The sequence below is a fragment of the Roseospira navarrensis genome (assembly GCF_009601025.1).
Lineage (GTDB): Bacteria > Pseudomonadota > Alphaproteobacteria > Rhodospirillales > Rhodospirillaceae > Rhodospira > Rhodospira navarrensis.
Map to the genome: position 1 here is coordinate 64,739 of NZ_WIVE01000011.1, position 14,300 is coordinate 79,038.

The 14,300-nt window shown below is 70.9% G+C and carries 14 protein-coding genes and 1 other RNA gene; 8 read left to right on the forward strand and 7 right to left on the reverse strand.

Going from position 1 to position 14,300, the window contains the following annotated elements; all coding sequences use genetic code 11:
• Positions 1–21: 21 nt before the first annotated feature.
• From GHC57_RS05690 to GHC57_RS05710, 5 genes are all read right to left on the reverse strand, one after another.
• On the reverse strand, positions 22–345 hold the full coding sequence (locus GHC57_RS05690) for a YbaB/EbfC family nucleoid-associated protein (protein WP_153342083.1): 324 nt from the start codon (positions 343–345) through the stop codon (positions 22–24).
• On the reverse strand, positions 342–2,240 hold the full coding sequence (locus tag GHC57_RS05695; RefSeq protein WP_153342085.1) for a DNA polymerase III subunit gamma/tau: 1,899 nt from the start codon (positions 2,238–2,240) through the stop codon (positions 342–344). The genes GHC57_RS05690 and GHC57_RS05695 overlap by 4 nt, the downstream gene beginning before the upstream one ends.
• 76 nt (positions 2,241–2,316) lie before the next feature.
• Positions 2,317–2,415: signal recognition particle sRNA small type (ffs, locus tag GHC57_RS05700), an RNA gene on the reverse strand.
• Between the two features lie 325 nt (positions 2,416–2,740).
• Positions 2,741–5,452, reverse strand: coding sequence for a CoA-binding protein (locus tag GHC57_RS05705; RefSeq protein ID WP_153342087.1), 2,712 nt, complete (start codon positions 5,450–5,452; stop codon positions 2,741–2,743).
• 17 nt (positions 5,453–5,469) lie between these two features.
• The gene (locus tag GHC57_RS05710) at positions 5,470–6,792 is read right to left on the reverse strand and encodes an ATP citrate lyase citrate-binding domain-containing protein (RefSeq protein WP_153342089.1); all 1,323 of its coding nucleotides are present in this window, start codon (positions 6,790–6,792) and stop codon (positions 5,470–5,472) included.
• Between the two features lie 256 nt (positions 6,793–7,048).
• On the opposite strand from GHC57_RS05710, the gene modA reads away from it, so the two are divergent.
• The 4 genes from modA to modD all read left to right on the forward strand — a co-directional run bounded on the left by modA (position 7,049) and on the right by modD (position 10,672).
• The gene (modA, locus tag GHC57_RS05715) at positions 7,049–7,834 is read left to right on the forward strand and encodes a molybdate ABC transporter substrate-binding protein (RefSeq protein ID WP_153342091.1); all 786 of its coding nucleotides are present in this window, start codon (positions 7,049–7,051) and stop codon (positions 7,832–7,834) included.
• A gap of 170 nt (positions 7,835–8,004) precedes the next feature.
• Complete coding sequence (gene modB, locus GHC57_RS05720; RefSeq protein ID WP_343031118.1) at positions 8,005–8,685, forward strand: molybdate ABC transporter permease subunit; 681 nt, start codon at positions 8,005–8,007, stop codon at positions 8,683–8,685.
• Entirely contained in the window at positions 8,682–9,824 is a 1,143-nt protein-coding gene (gene modC, locus GHC57_RS05725) for a molybdenum ABC transporter ATP-binding protein (protein WP_170294704.1), read from the forward strand. Before modB ends, modC begins: the two co-directional genes overlap by 4 nt.
• Entirely contained in the window at positions 9,821–10,672 is an 852-nt protein-coding gene (modD, locus tag GHC57_RS05730; RefSeq protein ID WP_170294705.1) for a ModD protein, read from the forward strand. The genes modC and modD overlap by 4 nt, the downstream gene beginning before the upstream one ends.
• A 16-nt stretch (positions 10,673–10,688) precedes the next feature.
• Here the strand turns inward: modD and GHC57_RS05735 are convergent, their stop codons facing one another.
• Both GHC57_RS05735 and GHC57_RS05740 read right to left on the reverse strand, forming a co-directional pair.
• Complete coding sequence (locus tag GHC57_RS05735; protein WP_153342093.1) at positions 10,689–10,835, reverse strand: hypothetical protein; 147 nt, start codon at positions 10,833–10,835, stop codon at positions 10,689–10,691.
• Positions 10,836–10,960: 125 nt separating this feature from the next.
• The gene (locus tag GHC57_RS05740; protein ID WP_170294706.1) at positions 10,961–12,055 is read right to left on the reverse strand and encodes a penicillin-binding protein activator; all 1,095 of its coding nucleotides are present in this window, start codon (positions 12,053–12,055) and stop codon (positions 10,961–10,963) included.
• Positions 12,056–12,304: 249 nt separating this feature from the next.
• Between GHC57_RS05740 and rsmI the strand changes: the two genes are divergently transcribed.
• From rsmI to GHC57_RS05760, 4 genes are all read left to right on the forward strand, one after another.
• Positions 12,305–13,204: a 16S rRNA (cytidine(1402)-2'-O)-methyltransferase gene (rsmI, locus tag GHC57_RS05745; protein WP_153342096.1), complete on the forward strand. Its 900-nt coding sequence runs from the start codon at positions 12,305–12,307 to the stop codon at positions 13,202–13,204.
• On the forward strand, positions 13,201–13,605 hold the full coding sequence (locus tag GHC57_RS05750) for a YraN family protein (protein WP_153342097.1): 405 nt from the start codon (positions 13,201–13,203) through the stop codon (positions 13,603–13,605). Before rsmI ends, GHC57_RS05750 begins: the two co-directional genes overlap by 4 nt.
• A 64-nt stretch (positions 13,606–13,669) precedes the next feature.
• A complete protein-coding gene (locus GHC57_RS05755; protein ID WP_153342099.1) occupies positions 13,670–13,948 on the forward strand; it encodes a BrnT family toxin in 279 nt (92 codons plus the stop codon).
• On the forward strand, positions 13,935–14,207 hold the full coding sequence (locus GHC57_RS05760) for a BrnA antitoxin family protein (RefSeq protein ID WP_153342101.1): 273 nt from the start codon (positions 13,935–13,937) through the stop codon (positions 14,205–14,207). The genes GHC57_RS05755 and GHC57_RS05760 overlap by 14 nt, the downstream gene beginning before the upstream one ends.
• Positions 14,208–14,300 lie beyond the last annotated feature (93 nt).

Sequence of the window (14,300 nt, forward strand, 5' to 3'; positions counted from 1 at the left end):
GCCGGTGCGGGGTCATCGCAATCAGAACGGCAGGTTCATGCCCGGGGGCAGCTTCAGGCCGCCGGTGATTTCCTGCATCTGCTCCTGCATCGCCTCTTCGGCCTTGCCCTTGGCGTCGTTGAAGGCGGCGACGACGAGGTCCTCGATCATCTCCTTGTCTTCGGGATCGACGATGGACTTGTCGATGCTCAGACGCCGCATTTCGCCCTTGCCGTTGATGACGACCTCGACCATGCCGCCGCCGGAGGTGCCGGAGATCTCCATCTCCTTCATCTTCTCCTGCATTTCGCCCATCTTGCGCTGCATGTCCTGGGCTTGCTTCATCAGGTTGCCGAGGTTCTTCATGTGTCCGTCTCTCCAAATCCATCATCGAGCCCGCCGAACGCCGGCCACTCGTCGTCGGACATAACCAGAAAGGCGCCGTCGGGTCCAGCATCCTCGCCCGCGTCGGCGTCATCCTCATCGACCCCGAAGACACCGGGCACGGCGGCGGCCGGATCGGCGGCGGCGACGGGCTCTTCGGCGCGCTCCCGCACCTGCCCGATGCGGGCGTCGGGGAAGGCCTCCAGCACCGCCTGGACCAGCGGATCGGCCATCACGCTGGCCTGAAGCTGGTCATGCAGCGTGGGCTCGCCCTTCCGGTCGGACACCGAGACCACCCAGCGTCGCCCGGTCCACTCCTGCAGGGCCTTGCCCAGCCGCCCGGCCAGGTCGCGCGGGGCCTCCTCGCGCGGATTGAACTCGATCCGGCCGGGCTCGAACGACACCAGATGCACGTCGTGGGTCAGGTGCTTGGCGAGGCGGGGTTCGCGCCGCTCCCGCGCCAGCTCGGCCACGGCCTTGAACGACGTCGGCATGGCCGCCCCGGCCCCGGACGCACGCGCCGCTTCGGCCGCCGGTGCGGGGCGAGCGGCCTGGGGCTGCCCGGCGGACGCCGAGTCGGCCTGGGCAGCGCGCCCGCCGGCCACCGCCTTCAGCCCGCCACCGCCGCCACCGGACCCGGAGGGCGCCGCCGGAGCCCCACCCGCACTCACGGTCGCGCCGCTGCCGGAGAGCTTGGCGACCACGTCGCCGGGGGGCGGCAGATCGGCGGCATAGGCCAGCCGGATCAGCGCCATTTCCACCGCCTGCAGCGGATCGGGGGCCGCGCGCGCCTCGGTCAGCCCCTTCAGCAGCATCTGCCACGCGCGCGTCAGAGAGGCCATGGACAGGGCCGTGCTCATCTCCCGGCCCCGGGTGCGTTCCGCCTCGGGGACGGCCGGGTCGTCCTCGCCGCCCTTGACGGCCTTCATGCGGGTCAGCCAGTGGGTCAGGTCCAACAGGTCCTGCATCACCACCATCGGGTCGGCGCCCAGCGCGTATTGCCCCGCGACCACGTCCAGGGCCTGACCCACGTCGCCCTTCATCACCGCCTCGAACAGGTCGAACACCACGGTCCGGTCGGCCAGACCGAGCATGTCGCGGACCTGCTCTTCGGTCACCGTGCCGTCGCCGTGGGCGATGGCCTGATCCAGCAGGGACAGACCGTCGCGCACCGAGCCGTCCGCCGCGCGCGCGATCAGAGCCAGCGCGCCGGGTTCGATCGCCCCGCCCTCGTTGTCCGCGATCCGGCGGAAGTGCGCGGTCAGCACCGTCTGATCCACCCGCCGCAGGTCGAAGCGCTGGCAGCGAGACAGGACGGTGACGGGGACCTTGCGGATCTCGGTGGTGGCGAAGATGAACTTCACATGCTCCGGCGGCTCCTCCAGCGTCTTCAGCAGCGCGTTGAACGCCGCCGTGGAGAGCATGTGCACTTCGTCGATGATGTAGACCTTGTAGCGCGCCGACGTCGGCCGGTAGCGCACGCCGTCCAGGATCTCGCGGATGTCGTTGACGCCGGTGCGGCTGGCCGCGTCCATTTCCAGCACGTCCACGTGCCGGTCGGTCATGATGGCCTTGCAGTTTTCGCACACACCGCAGGGCGCGATGGTCACCCCGCCCGTGCCGTCCGGACCGACGCAGTTGAGCGCGCGGGCGATCAGCCGCGCGGTGGTCGTCTTGCCCACCCCGCGCACGCCCGTGAGCATGTAGGCCTGGGCCAGCCGGCCGCCCTTGACCGCGTTGGTCAGGGTGCGGACCAGGGCATCCTGGCCGATCAGCTCGTCAAAGGTAGTGGGGCGGTATTTGCGCGCGAGAACCCGATAGGCCCCGCCCTGGCCCGCTGTCACGTCTGTCGGGGCGTCTGCGGGCGAATCGGTCATCGGGCGGCGGGGTCTGGCGGTGCGGTGCGCTCCTCCGGTCCGCCGGGAGGCGCCTCGGGGCCGGGCCGCACACGGGAGTGGAAGACTGAACGGCGACCCGGACCGAAACTCGTTACGGCTGCTTCCTTCCGGACCTGACCGGGTTGGCGAGGAGCCCGTCCACCGCCAGCCTTCCGAGGCGGACTATAGGGGCCCGCCCCCCGGCGGCGCAAGCCCTGTCTCGCGGGTGTCATACAGCCCGACGATGAGGATGACTCCTTCGACCCAGAGTCGCTCCGGCGACCTGTCAGGATGAGTCTTTGTTTTTGTCGCCGCAGCGCCCCTTCGGGGCGCGCGGCTCCGCCTCCCCGGCCGCCCAAGGGCGGCCATCTGTAGAACGGCGCCGCGATGCGGCGCCGAGGGCGCCGGCCCCCAGTCTTGTTCAAACCTGGCATCGCGCAGCGATGCCAGCGGCGGGCCGGCCGGCCGACGAAAAGGATGAACCTTTCCGTCGGCCGGTCTTACGACACGTACCGGCAGGCGGACGCGGGCGTGCGGGTGTCCATGTTGCGGCCGCGGTTCAGGTGGTCGTCGATCTCGGCGGCGGCGCCGATCATGCGCCCGTACAGGAACACGTTGAACGCAGCCGTCTCCAGGTCCCGCTCGGTCAGGGCGCCGGTGCGGTAGTCCCTCCACAGCAACGCCAGCAGCAGGGCCGCAATCACCGCATCAATGTTCACACAGAACACGTAGGGCGACGCCCCCACGTCGTAGAGCGCCTGCACAAGCTCGCGATAGAACGCATGGAAGATGTTGTACTCGCCGCGCTCCTCCATGAACTGCGCGATGAAGCGTTCGCGGGGGTCGTGGTTGACCGGATTGCCCCGGAACACCGGGTGGTGCACGCCGGGCAGGGCGCGGGTTTCCTGGCCGATCTCCTTGGCTCGGCGCTTCTCCGCCTTGTAGTCGCGGGCGAATTCCATCGCCATGGCCCGAAGGTCCAGGCCGTGGTTCGGGTCGGTCGGATCCTCCAAGCCCCGGCCCCGGAAGCGGTCGAGCAGGAAGGCCATGCCCTCGAACCCGTTGCCGCCGTGGCTGAAGCCGGTGTGGGTCAGGAAGCCGGCCATGCCCTTGTTGATCTGCACCCGCGCGGGCGTCTGGGGGCCGTCGGCGGCAACCGCGCCCTTGGCGCCCTGGGCCGAGATCGCGCCCGGCCCGTTGGAGATGAGCAGACCGATCAGAAGCTGGAGCGGCCGCGCCTCGTCGCCCTCCGCCCGCTTGCCGGTGATGGCCAGATAGCACAGGTCGGCCACGGTCCATTCGCTGAATCGCTCCTGCCGGGGGATGCCGTGCAGGCGGCCGTGCTGGTGATGCGGCGCCTCGATCGACGCGCCCACCATGACCCCGTACAGCCGCAGGTACCACGGCAGGGTCTCCGCCGTCAGACGGCTGATCCGCTTGCGCATCAGCGGACCCCACGCGATGGTCGTGGCGATGGCCGCCAGGATGGCGTCGCGCGACGGGCGGGCGCCCATGGACTCAACGAAGCGCAGGAACACCGAACGGCTGCCCCGATCCCGCACGGCCTGCATCATGGCTTCCGGGCGGGGATCGTCGGCCTCGTCCGGGCGGGCGAGGAACAGGGCGCGGGTCTCGTCGTCCACCGTGATCGTGGACAGGTCGAAGCCCTCCCCCTGGCCGTCGCGCAGCCCGGTGTGGGCGAACAGGTCGATCAACGCGCGGGTGCAGGCGAGGGCGCGCTCCACCCGCCTCGGCCCGACGATGGAGACCGCGGCCGCCATGATGGCGTTGGGGGCGTTGCCGGCCTCCCGCGCCGCATCGACGGCCACCAGGATGGGATCGCCGACCAGATTGACCTCGGCGGCCACGGCCACGTCGAGCAAAGCGCGGTCGTTCTCGCCCGCGATCTCGTGCACCAGCGGCAGGGCGAAGTTGGCCTCCAGCGGCTCCAGCGCCATGTCGAGCACGGAGTGCCCATGCACCGAGGTCACCTGGGTCTTGGGATCCATGACCGAGGCACCCGAGGCGTCCTTCATCCCCTGGCGGGCGATGACCGCGCCGATCTGCTGGCGCAGCCCCTGGATCTGGCCCGCGTAGGGCTCCATGGCGGTGACCACGGGCAGGTCCAGTTCGGCCGGCATCGGGATGCCCTGGGTGTTGGCCATCCACGGCTTCAGCGCCAGCGAGCCGGTGGGCGGGAAATCGGGCTCCATCCCGTTCAGGGCCATGACCGCCGTCAAAGCCGCCGGAATGTCGGCGATGTTGACGACCACGGCCCCCTTCTTCGAGGCGTGGGGAGTCTCCGGCGTGAACAGCCCGTCCACCTCGAACATCTCGCGGAACCAGCGTTCCTTGTCCGGGGCGGAATCGCCGGTGCCCGCCATGGCGCCGGCGTGGCCCACGGCCCGGGTGAGCTTGGACTTCCAGCGCCCGACCACGCAGGCCACGGTGGGCTTGCCGAAATCCACGCCGTGCTCGTAGTAGCCGCCGGGCTCGACGTACAACACGGCGGCCTTGCTGCGGTCGTCGTTGCGGAAGGCGTGGGCGAAGTCGCGCGCGGCGTAGTGGATGTAGACGTCCTTGCCCGAAGAGATCAGCGTGGTCGTGCCCCACCCGGCCGTGGCCAGGTACTGGGCGATCGTGGTGGTGAACCCGCCCGAGTTGGAGAAGATCGCCACCGTGCCCTTGCGAAGGGACTCGTCGGGGTGATCGCCGCCCAGCGCGCCGCCCAGCCGCACCCGGCTCCAGGAATCGGCCACGCCAAGGCAGTTGCCGCCGATCACATCCACGCCGTTGGCCTGGGCGATGGCGCGGATCTCGCGGGCGTCGTGGACGGCCACCTTCTCGGTGATGATGATGATCTTCTCAAGCGCGGGATTGACGCGGATCAGCTCCGCCACGCCGTCGCGCACACCCGCCGGGGGCAGATAGACCACCCCGGTGTTGAAGGCGTGGCCGGCGTTCAGGCCCTCCCGCACGTTGTTGTAGACGGGCACGTCCCCGGCCGGCGTCTTAAGAACCTGCGCACCGCGCCCCGGCGCCGTGCCGAACACCACGTTGCCGCCCGAAAAGGCGTGGCTGACCGGCGTGACCGTCCGGGACTCGCCGCCCAGGATATTGAGCACGCAGACCCGGTCCGTGCGCGCCGCCACCTGATCCAGCGAGCGGATGCCGAGATAGTAACTGAAGCCTTCGATCCCCTGGCGATACATGCTGCCTCTCTCCCGACTCAGGCGCTGGCGGACGATGCGGACGCGGATGCGGACGCGGACGCCGGCGGGGGCTTGATGCCCATGTGGCGGGCGATCTCCTCGCGGCCGCCCGCCTTCATCCACTCGTCCACCTTGCGGGCGTAGGTCACGACCTCGCTGATGGCGCTGTCGAAGCCGAAGAAGCGGTACGGCACGCCCAGCGCATCGCAGGTCTCGGCCAGGGTGCCGAAGCCCCGGATCAGGTTGGGACCGCCGCGCCCGACCACCACGTGCAGCGGCGTGGGGCCGCGCTCCGAGAAGTGCTCGCGCAGGGCATCGCCCATGGCGCGGAAGGTCTCGTGGATGTCCGTGTTGTTGGCCTTGCCGCCGATGATGAACAGCACGTTGGATTGGCGCAGGAAGTGGCGGTAGCAGATGCGGGCCACATCCTTCATCTTTTCATAGGGCGGATTGCCGCCGAAGTCCGACGAGATGATGGCGGCATCTCCCAGCACCTCGGTCACAAGACTGTTGGCGCCGCCGCCGAAGGTGGGGGCCAGGATGGTGCCCTTCGGGTTGATGACGAACACGTCCGACTGGCCCTGATAGGTGCGCAGTTGGTTCACCTCGTGCTCGAACGCCGAGACGTCGGAGGCGAACAGGTGCGCCGGCAGGCCCAGGCGCGCCATGCGCGGGTCGTCGCGGTCGAACCCGGCCTTGAAGTCGCAGGCGATGGGGATCAGGCGTCCGCCCCGCTCCGGCTTCATGCGGATCGGATTCAGCTCGAGCGTGGTCATGCCGTAGTGGTGGAACAGGTCCCACAGCCTGGGCAACTGCTGCACCAGCGGCGAGATGATCTCGCGCGGCGCCCCCAGATCGGACAGCGCGTTGGCCACCACGAACGCCTTCAGGCCGGTCAGGGACTCGAACGGCACGGTGGCGATCTCGGACGGGTCCAGGTCCTCGATGTCGATGCCGCCCCGGTGGGTGATGGTCATGGTCGGCGCGCGGAAGCGGGTCTCGTCGGTGATCGAGAAATAGACCTCATGCTCGGCCGGCACCCCGGCCTCGAAGGTCACCCCGTTGGCCTTGGAGACGATGGCGCCCTGGCGGTGCTCGGCGAAGTACAGCCGTTCCTTCTCGTTCAGCGCGGTGCGCAGGTCGCGGGCCTGGCCGACCAGCCCCGCCTTGCCCTTGCGGCCCACGCCGCCCTTGAAGATGGGCTTGATGAAGATCGTGCCGTGCCGGGTCAGCAGGTCCTGGATCTCGTCCTCGCTGGCGCCGGGGCCGAGCACCTCGGTCACGGGGAAGTCCACGTACCGCAGCAGGTGCGCCCCGTGCATGAGTCCGGTCAACTGCATCCGTCGCTGTCTCCTGTGCCTGTCGGCGCGGGAAGAGGACCGCCGACCGGCCCGCCCGTTCCGCCCTCGGTCACCGTAAGCAGTCCCCCGGCGGCCCGCAACGCCCGTCCGTGCAGGGCTGGGACGCCCGGACAGGGCAGCACGGGCGGCGGGATGGCCGCCGCAAGGTGGAAGGCGCTCCACCTTGCCCGCACCGGGATGCTATGACAGGCGGACCAGGGGGCCCGCCCGTCCCCGCATGCAAGGATCCAAGACCATGAGTTGTCCGCCCGCTTCCGTCCCGCGCCGGCTGTTGCCGGTCGTCGTCGCCGCCGCGCTGGCGGCCGGTGCCGTCATGCCGCGCGCCCATGCCGGCGAAACCCTGGTCGCCGTCGCCGCCAACTTCACCGCCGCCGCGCAGGAGATCGGCGCGGCCTTCACCGAAGCCACCGGCCACACGGTCACGTTCAGCTTCGGGTCCACCGGCAAGCTGTACGCCCAGATCAGCCACGGCGCGCCGTTCGACGCCTTCCTGGCCGCCGATGCCGCCCGTCCGGAAAAGGCCGAGGCCGAGGGCCACGCCGTGCCCGGCAGCCGCTTCCCCTACGCCCTGGGACGGATCGTGCTGTACAGTGCCGATCCGGCCCTGGTGGACGACGGTGGGGCGGTGCTGGAGGCCCCGGAGGCCTTCGGGCGGCTCGCCATCGCCAACCCGGTGACCGCCCCCTACGGCGCCGCCGCGCTGGAGGCGCTGGAGGCCCTGGACGTGCTGGATCAGGTCCGGCCGAAGCTGGTGCAGGGCGACAGCATCGCCCAGACGCTCCAGTTCGTGACCACGGGCAACGCCCCGCTGGGCTTCGTTGCGCTGTCGCAGGTGGCGGGCCACGAAGACGGCTCGCGGTGGCTGGTGCCGCAGAACCTGTACGCGCCCATCCGCCAGGATGCCGTGCTGCTGAAACACGGCGCGGACAACGACGCGGCCCACGCCTTCCTGGACTATCTGCAAGGTCCGGACGCGGCCGCCATCATGGACCGCTACGGCTACGGCCAGAGCGAGAGGTAATGTCAACCACCGGCGGATGAGTGAGACTCATCCGCCCAGTCTGGACCGGCCCGCTCCCCCACCCGGCCGCCCAACGCCAGTATGCTGTGGGTGGTCGGGTGGGGGAGCGGGCTGGCCACGGACTCCAACGGCCATCGTCAGATGCCGTTGATCACAAAAGGAGGGCACCTGTGTCGGGGGAGATGTGGGACGCGGTCTGGCTGACGGCCACGCTGGCGGCCATCGTCACGGTGCTGCTGCTGGTGGTCGCCACGCCCATCGCCTGGTGGCTGGCGCGGTCGCGCTCGCCCGTCAAGGAGGTGGTGGGCGCGCTGGTCACCCTGCCGCTGGTGCTGCCGCCCACCGTGCTGGGGTTCTACCTGTTGGTCGCCTTCAGCCCCAACAGCCCGCTCGGCCAGGGCATCGCGGCGGTGTTCGGGCAGGGCCTGCCGTTCACCTTCGAGGGGTTGGTGGTGGCCTCGGTCATCCACTCCCTGCCCTTCGCCGTGCAGCCGATCCGCAACGCCTTCGAGGCCATCGGCGACCGTCCGCTGGAGGTCGCCGCCACCCTGCGCGCCTCGCCCTGGGACGCCTTCTGGACCGTGGCCGTGCCCCTCGCCCGGCCCGGGTTCCTGGCCGGGGCCGTGCTGGGCTTCGCGCACACCGTGGGCGAGTTCGGCGTGGTGCTGATGATCGGCGGCAACATTCCCGGCGAGACCAAGGTGCTCTCGATCGCCATTTACGACTACGTGGAAACCCTGCAGTGGACGCAGGCCCATATCCTGGCGGCCGGCATGCTGGGGTTCTCGTTCGTCGTGCTGCTGGCCATGCGCCTGATCGAGAAGCGACTGGGCTGGGGGACGGGCCGGTGACCGCGAAACCCGCCACCCTGACCGCCGCCTTTGTCGGGCGGCTGGGGACGTTCCACCTGGATGCCCGCTTCGAGGTCCCCGCGAAGGGCATCACCGCGCTGTTCGGCCCCTCCGGCTGCGGCAAGACCACCGTGCTGCGCTGCGTCGCCGGGCTGAGCCGCCTGCCCGAGGGGGTGCTGCGCGTCGGCCGCGACGTCTGGCAGGACGGCGCCCGGGTGTTCGTGCCACCGCACCGGCGGCCCGTCGGGTACGTGTTCCAGGAAGCGAGCCTGTTCCCGCATCTGTCGGTGCCCGCCAACCTGCGCTTCGGCCAGCGGCGCGCGGCGGCGGGCGACCATGCCATTGCCTTCGACGAGGTGGTGGACCTGCTGGGGCTCGGCCGCCTGCTGGACCGGCCCACGGCCGTGCTCTCGGGCGGCGAGCGCCAGCGCGTCGCCATCGGCCGCGCCCTGCTGTCGCAACCGCGCCTGCTGCTGATGGATGAACCCCTGTCGGCGCTGGACCGCTTCAGCAAGGACGACATCCTGCCCTATCTGGAAACCCTGCACGATGCCTTGGACATTCCGGTGCTGTACGTCAGTCACGACATCGCCGAGGTGGAGCGCTTGGCCGACACCCTGGTGCTGATGGAGCACGGCCGGGCCAAGGCCGTTGGCCCCTTGTCCGCCCTGATGGCGGACCCCGCCCTTCCGCTCGCCCGCCTGCCCGAGGCCGCCGAGGTGCTCGACGCGCGGGTGGAGGCCCGCGACGAGACCTACGGCCTCGCGTCGGTATCCGTGCCCGGCGGGCATCTGTTGGTGCCGGGCCGCGTGGGCGCGGTCGGATCACCCTGCCGGGTGCGCATCCTGGCCTCGGACGTCAGCCTGACGCGGGACGCCCCGGGGCCGGCGCAGTCGAGCATCCTGAACGTGCTGCCGGTGCGGATCGTGGGGGCGGAGCCGACCGACGCCCACCTTGTGACGGTGTTCCTGCATCTGGGCGCGGACGGCCAGGGCGCGCCCCTGCTGGCGCGCATCACACGCAAGTCGTGGGATCTTCTGGGGCTGGCCGCCGGTCAAGCCGTCCACGCCCAGGTCAAGGGCGTGGCGCTGGTCGAGCGGGGGTCCGATCCCACTGCAAAGGACGAGGACACGCCATGATGCCGGTTCTGGACGATGCCGCCCTGTGGGCGCTGCTGCGCGAGGACGCCCCGTACGGCGACCTGACCACCCGGGCGCTGGGCCTGGACGGCACACCGGCCCGCCTGACGGCGGCGGCGCGCGGCCCCATGACCCTGTGCGGCGCGGAAGAGGCCGCGCGGCTGCTGTCGCTGCTGGGCGCGTCGGTGCGGGTCCAGGCGGCCAGCGGCAACGCTCTGGAGGCCGGCGCCCCCATCCTGGCCGCTGACGGTCCGGCCGAGACCCTGTTGTTGGGCTGGAAGGTCTCGCAGACGCTGATGGAGTGGGCCTCCGGGATCGCCACCCGGGCCCGCGCCATCGTGGACGCCGCCCACGCCGCCCGGCCGGACGCCGTGGTGGCCTGCACCCGCAAGGCCGTGCCGGGGACCCGCGCCTTGTCCGCCAAGGCCGTCCTGGCCGGCGGGGCGAGCCTGCACCGCACCGGCCTGTCGGACACCGTGTTGCTGTTCCCGGAACATCGGGCGGTGGCCGGCGGCGAGGCGGCGCTGGGGGGCCAGATCGCATCGCTCCGCCATGCCTGCCCGGAACGCACGGTGGTGGTCGAGGTCAAGACCGTGGACGCGGCCCTGACCGCCGCCCGCCACGGCGCGGACATGCTGCAGTTGGAGAAGTTCACGCCCGATCAAGTGGCCGACGTGGCCGCGCGCCTTCCCCCCGCAACACGGCCCTGCCTCGCGGCGGCGGGCGGGATCGGCGCGGCCAACGCGGGTGACTACGCCCGGGCCGGGGCGCGGGTGCTGGTCACCTCGGCCCCCTACACGGCACCGCCGGCCGATGTGGCCGTGACCCTCACGCGGTCGGACGGCTGAGGCGTCTTGCCGCCCGTCAGGTCTCGGACGTCTGCTCGGCCTTGCGGGCGTCCGCCGTGGCCTGGACCTCGCGCACAAGGATGCGGTGGCGATAGATGGCGTACACCGCCACCACCGCATAAAGGGCCAGTTCAAGCATCAGGTAGTCCGTGCCCTTGAGCATGGCGGTGTCTCCCGTCCGGAAATGAGACCAGCGGCGGATGAGTGTGACTCATGCGCCGCTGGCATCAGTTGCGACTGCCATTCAATGTCATATCGCGCCCGGACGGGATCAAGAGCCCCCGTGCCTCAGAACCCCGTCCCCATGCCGCTGCCGCTGAAGGACAGCGGGGCCGGCGAGATTTCCGCCACGGTGCCGTCGGACCGCACCTCCATGACCGCAAGGCCGCGCTGCACGGTTCCGTCCTGGCGGAAGCGGAAGATGCCGGCCGCGCCGTTGAACCCGGCGGCGCTGGTCAGCGTGGCCCGATCGAAGCGCGGGCCGCCCGACTGGCGCGCCAGCACACCGGCCAGCGCGGCGGCGTCATAGCCCAGGATGGCCAGGTCCGGCGGCTCGCTGCCGAAGGCGTCGCGGTACTTGGCCTCGAACCGGCGCACGCTGTCGCGCGGCGGCGTGGGGAAGATGCCGCCCGCGAGCGCGCTTTCGCGCCACAGCCCGGGATCATCCCACAGCATGGTCCCCATGTATCTCGTCCGGCGGCTGTCGATGTCCACATAGGCCAGACCGTTGACGGCGGCGCGCAGGCCGTCCCCCGTGTCGGGGATCAGCACGGCGTCCGTACCGCGCAGCGCCCGCGCCGGCTCGCGCAGGTCCGGGTTGTCGGGCGCATAGGTCTGCACCGAGATCACCTGGCCGCCCCGGGCCGCCACCTGATCGCGCAACGCCTGGGTGGCGACCTGTCCATAGGTCTCGGCCGGGGTCAGCGCGCCGAACGCGGTCCGGCCCTCGCTGATCGAAAAGCGGACCACCCGGTCCACCTGCTCGCGCACCAGGAAGCCCATGACGTACACGTTGCCGCCGGCAACACCGGGGTCGGTGGTGAAGGCGATCACGTTCACCCCCATCTGCCCGGCGATGGGCGCGACCTGCCGGGTGCTGCCCGCGAACACGGGGCCCAGCAGAAGCTGGGCGCCCTGGGACAGCGCCTGTTGCGCCGCGCGGGCCGCCCCGGCGGGACTGCCCCCGGTGTCGTAGGGTTGCAGCACGAAGCGGCTGTCGGCGGCGTCGAAGGCCCCCATCTGGGCGGCGTTGGACAGGCCCTCGCCGATGGCGGCGGCGGGCCCGGACAGCGGCACCAGCAGCCCCACGCGGACCAGCCCGTCGGCCGGCATCGCGCCCGCTCCGCCGAACGCCCCGGACAGCGGCGTATCCGGCGAGGGCATGGCGGGTCCCGGCTGCTGCGGCGGAGGCGTCCTGACCTGCGGCGGCGGCGCGGGGGTTGACGTGCGCGGCCCCGGCCCCGAAACAGGGGCGCAGGCCGCCAGCGTGAGTCCCACCAGGGCCACCAGGCCCATCAGTCCGAGGCGGCGGCGCGATCGTCCGCCCATATCTCCTGACGTCACCGTCACCGTGTTGTCTCCTTGCCTGTTCCCCCCCGGACCGGCGCGCCGGTCCCGACGGAAGACTCCGCCATGGCGCCTCAGCCTAGCCAGCCCGACTCCTCAAGTAAACCAAGCCCGACGCTGGCCCCGGGCCTGTACGTCGTGGCCACACCCATCGGCAACGCCGGGGACATCACCCTGCGCGCCCTGGAGGTGCTGCGGGCGGCCGCCGTCATCGCCTGCGAGGACACCCGCACGACGGGAGCCCTGATGGCCCGCCTGGGCATCCGCACGCCGCTGACGCCCTATCACGAGCACAACGCCGCCCGGCAGCGCCCGGCCCTGCTGGGGCGGCTGGCCAAGAGCGAGGCCGTCGCCCTGGTGTCCGACGCCGGCACGCCGCTGGTCAACGATCCCGGCTACAAGCTGACCACGGCCGCCATCGAGGCCGGTCATCCGGTGATCCCCCTGCCCGGCCCGTCCGCGCCGCTGGCCGCCCTGGTGGCCTCCGGCCTGCCCAGCGACCGTTTCCTGTACGCCGGCTTCCCGCCGCCCAAGGACAAGGCCCGCCGGGCCTTCATCGCCGAGTTGGCGGCGATCCCGGCCACCCTGATCCTGTTCGAGAGCGCCCGACGCCTGCCCGACACGCTCGCCGCCCTGGCGGACGGGCTGGGCGACCGGCCGGCCGCCGTCTGCCGCGAACTGACCAAGCTGTACGAGGAGATCCGGCGCGATCCCCTGCCCGCTCTGGCCGAGCATTACGCCGAAATGGGGCCACCCAAGGGCGAGGTCGTGATCGTCATCGGGCCGCCGGACCCGGACGCCGGCCGCGACCTGTCGCCGGAGGCTCTGGACGAGCGGCTGCGCGCCGCCCTGGCCGACGGCCTTGGGACGAAGGACGCGGCCGCCCGCGTGGCCACGGAAACCGGGGGGCACAAGCGCGACCTCTATCAGCGCGCGCTGACCCTGGGCCGGGAGGATGCGTCATGACGGCCCGGCGCGGCACGCCGGAGCGCCGCGCGGCCGACCGGGCCGGACGCGAGGCCGAAGACGCGGTCGCCGCCTGGCTGGCCGCCGCCGGCTGGGTCCTCCTGGACCGGCGCGCGCGCGGACGGCGGGGCGACGGCGCGGGCGAGATCGATATCGTGGCGCTTGATCCCACAGCCGAAGCGCCGGTCGTGGTGTTCGTCGAGGTCAAGGCGCGGCCCACCGTGGCCGCCGCGCTGGAGTCCGTCTCCGCCGCCCAGCGCCGCCGCCTGGCCGTGGCCGCCGAAGGCTGGCTCGCCGCCCATCCGGAGCACGCCCAGGCCGGCGTGCGCTTCGACGTGGTCAGCGTCACCCCGGGTGCGGGCCCGGACCACCTGCCCGACGCCTGGAGGCCGGAGGGGTGAGTGGCAATGTCGACCTAGTGTAACGACAAATTTGTTGTTACACTCGGCTCATGGGAGAAGGTTGATGGATGACCGTTGGACCTGGGACCCCATCAAGGCCGAGCGGAATCTCGCGAAGCATCGAGTCAGCTTCGAATTGGCCGCTCTGGTGTTCCAGGATCCCATGCAGTTGACCTTCGATGATCCCGAACGCTCCGAAATGCGCTTCCGAACGCTCGGGTCGGTCGGCGGAGCGGTGTTGGTTGTCGCTCATACGTGCCCCACCGAGACCGAGCCCGGTCGCATCATCAGTGCTCGCAGAGCAACACCGCGGGAAAGGCGGATGTATCATGAGAAACCATGACACCCTGCCCGACAGGCTTCAGCGGGAATTGGACGCCCTGGACCGCATGCCAGATGCCGACATCGACACAACGGACGTTCCAGAGGTGGCTGAGGGAAGCGCAGGCCGTCGCGGCGTGTTTTACCGGCCGGTCAAGCGGCAGGTGACGATCCGGCTTGATGCCGATGTGCTCGACTGGTTCCAGGCCAGCGGAAGACGTCACTATCAGACCCGAATCAATGCGGCCCTGCGATCCTACATCGACGCCCACAGTGAGTAACAAAAAGGCTCAAATAGCGTTCGCTATGCATTCCCGGATTTGGTATCATGAAGGATACCGAACGCGGGAGGCGGGCATGGATCGGGACACGTT

Excerpts from the sequence above, each read along its gene's own strand:
- GHC57_RS05690 (WP_153342083.1), bottom strand. The coding sequence starts at position 345 with ATGAAGAACCTCGGCAACCTGATGAAGCAAGCCCAGGACATGCAGCGC.
- GHC57_RS05695 (WP_153342085.1), bottom strand. The coding sequence starts at position 2,240 with ATGACCGATTCGCCCGCAGACGCCCCGACAGACGTGACAGCGGGCCAG.
- GHC57_RS05705 (WP_153342087.1), bottom strand. The coding sequence starts at position 5,452 with ATGTATCGCCAGGGGATCGAAGGCTTCAGTTACTATCTCGGCATCCGC.
- GHC57_RS05710 (WP_153342089.1), bottom strand. The coding sequence starts at position 6,792 with ATGCAGTTGACCGGACTCATGCACGGGGCGCACCTGCTGCGGTACGTG.
- modA (WP_153342091.1), top strand. The coding sequence starts at position 7,049 with ATGAGTTGTCCGCCCGCTTCCGTCCCGCGCCGGCTGTTGCCGGTCGTC.
- modD (WP_170294705.1), top strand. The coding sequence starts at position 9,821 with ATGATGCCGGTTCTGGACGATGCCGCCCTGTGGGCGCTGCTGCGCGAG.
- GHC57_RS05735 (WP_153342093.1), bottom strand. The coding sequence starts at position 10,835 with ATGCTCAAGGGCACGGACTACCTGATGCTTGAACTGGCCCTTTATGCG.
- GHC57_RS05740 (WP_170294706.1), bottom strand. The coding sequence starts at position 12,055 with ATGCCCTCGCCGGATACGCCGCTGTCCGGGGCGTTCGGCGGAGCGGGC.
- rsmI (WP_153342096.1), top strand. The coding sequence starts at position 12,305 with ATGGCGCCTCAGCCTAGCCAGCCCGACTCCTCAAGTAAACCAAGCCCG.
- GHC57_RS05750 (WP_153342097.1), top strand. The coding sequence starts at position 13,201 with ATGACGGCCCGGCGCGGCACGCCGGAGCGCCGCGCGGCCGACCGGGCC.
- GHC57_RS05755 (WP_153342099.1), top strand. The coding sequence starts at position 13,670 with ATGGATGACCGTTGGACCTGGGACCCCATCAAGGCCGAGCGGAATCTC.
- GHC57_RS05760 (WP_153342101.1), top strand. The coding sequence starts at position 13,935 with ATGAGAAACCATGACACCCTGCCCGACAGGCTTCAGCGGGAATTGGAC.